This window comes from Microbacterium sp. NPDC087591 (assembly GCF_044743625.1).
In the GTDB taxonomy this organism is placed as follows: Bacteria; Actinomycetota; Actinomycetes; order Actinomycetales; family Microbacteriaceae; genus Microbacterium.
Genome location: NZ_JBIUWU010000005.1, coordinates 1 through 2,361 on the forward strand (window position 1 = coordinate 1; position 2,361 = coordinate 2,361).

The 2,361-nt window shown below is 54.6% G+C and carries 2 rRNA genes (1 of these 2 only partly in view); both read left to right on the forward strand.

The features are described from left to right. Positions 1-261: 261 nt before the first annotated feature. A 16S ribosomal RNA gene (locus tag ACIOVG_RS18545) occupies positions 262-1,785 on the forward strand. Positions 1,786-2,197: 412 nt separating this feature from the next. Next, positions 2,198-2,361: ribosomal RNA gene (locus ACIOVG_RS18550) — 23S ribosomal RNA — on the forward strand; it runs 2,793 nt beyond the window's last position. Together the 16S and 23S rRNA genes form the textbook arrangement of a ribosomal RNA operon.

Below are 2,361 nucleotides of genomic sequence, written 5' to 3' on the forward strand. Positions count from 1 at the left end.
TAAGATAGAGAAGTTGCCCTTCGGGCCTGGTTGTGATGACTGGGTCGTGGGAGCATCCGATCCTTGAGAACTCAACAGCGTGCACTTGTCAAATGCCAAATTATCCTCGTCTCCACTTCGGTGGGGGTGAGAATTCCTTTGGATCAAAGACCAATCCCTTTCGGGGGGTTGGCAATGGATGAAGTCAGCAATGAATTTGTCTCTTTGGTCAGCATCAAACTCGCTGCGTCACCGTTTTCCCGGTGGGGTATGCATTTCTTTTTTACGGAGAGTTTGATCCTGGCTCAGGATGAACGCTGGCGGCGTGCTTAACACATGCAAGTCGAACGGTGAACACGGAGCTTGCTCTGTGGGATCAGTGGCGAACGGGTGAGTAACACGTGAGCAACCTGCCCCTGACTCTGGGATAAGCGCTGGAAACGGCGTCTAATACTGGATATGTGACGTGATCGCATGGTCTGCGTCTGGAAAGAATTTCGGTTGGGGATGGGCTCGCGGCCTATCAGCTTGTTGGTGAGGTAATGGCTCACCAAGGCGTCGACGGGTAGCCGGCCTGAGAGGGTGACCGGCCACACTGGGACTGAGACACGGCCCAGACTCCTACGGGAGGCAGCAGTGGGGAATATTGCACAATGGGCGCAAGCCTGATGCAGCAACGCCGCGTGAGGGATGACGGCCTTCGGGTTGTAAACCTCTTTTAGCAGGGAAGAAGCGAAAGTGACGGTACCTGCAGAAAAAGCGCCGGCTAACTACGTGCCAGCAGCCGCGGTAATACGTAGGGCGCAAGCGTTATCCGGAATTATTGGGCGTAAAGAGCTCGTAGGCGGTTTGTCGCGTCTGCTGTGAAATCCGGAGGCTCAACCTCCGGCCTGCAGTGGGTACGGGCAGACTAGAGTGCGGTAGGGGAGATTGGAATTCCTGGTGTAGCGGTGGAATGCGCAGATATCAGGAGGAACACCGATGGCGAAGGCAGATCTCTGGGCCGTAACTGACGCTGAGGAGCGAAAGGGTGGGGAGCAAACAGGCTTAGATACCCTGGTAGTCCACCCCGTAAACGTTGGGAACTAGTTGTGGGGTCCATTCCACGGATTCCGTGACGCAGCTAACGCATTAAGTTCCCCGCCTGGGGAGTACGGCCGCAAGGCTAAAACTCAAAGGAATTGACGGGGACCCGCACAAGCGGCGGAGCATGCGGATTAATTCGATGCAACGCGAAGAACCTTACCAAGGCTTGACATATACGAGAACGGGCCAGAAATGGTCAACTCTTTGGACACTCGTAAACAGGTGGTGCATGGTTGTCGTCAGCTCGTGTCGTGAGATGTTGGGTTAAGTCCCGCAACGAGCGCAACCCTCGTTCTATGTTGCCAGCACGTAATGGTGGGAACTCATGGGATACTGCCGGGGTCAACTCGGAGGAAGGTGGGGATGACGTCAAATCATCATGCCCCTTATGTCTTGGGCTTCACGCATGCTACAATGGCCGGTACAAAGGGCTGCAATACCGCGAGGTGGAGCGAATCCCAAAAAGCCGGTCCCAGTTCGGATTGAGGTCTGCAACTCGACCTCATGAAGTCGGAGTCGCTAGTAATCGCAGATCAGCAACGCTGCGGTGAATACGTTCCCGGGTCTTGTACACACCGCCCGTCAAGTCATGAAAGTCGGTAACACCTGAAGCCGGTGGCCTAACCCTTGTGGAGGGAGCCGTCGAAGGTGGGATCGGTAATTAGGACTAAGTCGTAACAAGGTAGCCGTACCGGAAGGTGCGGCTGGATCACCTCCTTTCTAAGGAGCATCTGACTCTTCGGAGTCCAGAACCCAGATCGGGAACGTTCGTTTCTCGCTGGGAGCTCATGGGTGGAACATTTGACATGGCATCGAGATCTGATCTCGGAACTAGTACGCCGCTTGCGGTTGGAATGTTCTGGGTGAGGGGACCGGTGTCTGCACGCTGTTGGGTCCTGAGGGACCGGATGCGGATCTTTCGGGATTCGAGTCTGAACCTCTGGACCTCTTTCTGTTTCCTCCTTTGGGGGGTTGTGGATGGGGGTACCGCCCGTACTTTGAGAACTACACAGTGGACGCGAGCATCTTGCAACAGCCTTCGGGTTGTTGCACAAGATGATCTTAAAGATCATTAGTCAATTTCAGATTCCATCTTCGGATGGGGTCGAGTTTTTGATTCAAACTCATGTGATTTCAAGTCTTTAAGAGCAAACGGTGGATGCCTTGGCATCTGGAGCCGAAGAAGGACGTAGCAATCTGCGATAAGCCTCGGGGAACTGATAAGCAAGTTTTGATCCGAGGGTGTCCGAATGGGGAAACCCCGCTGGGCGGCGTGCCGACCTAGTGACTCCCGTC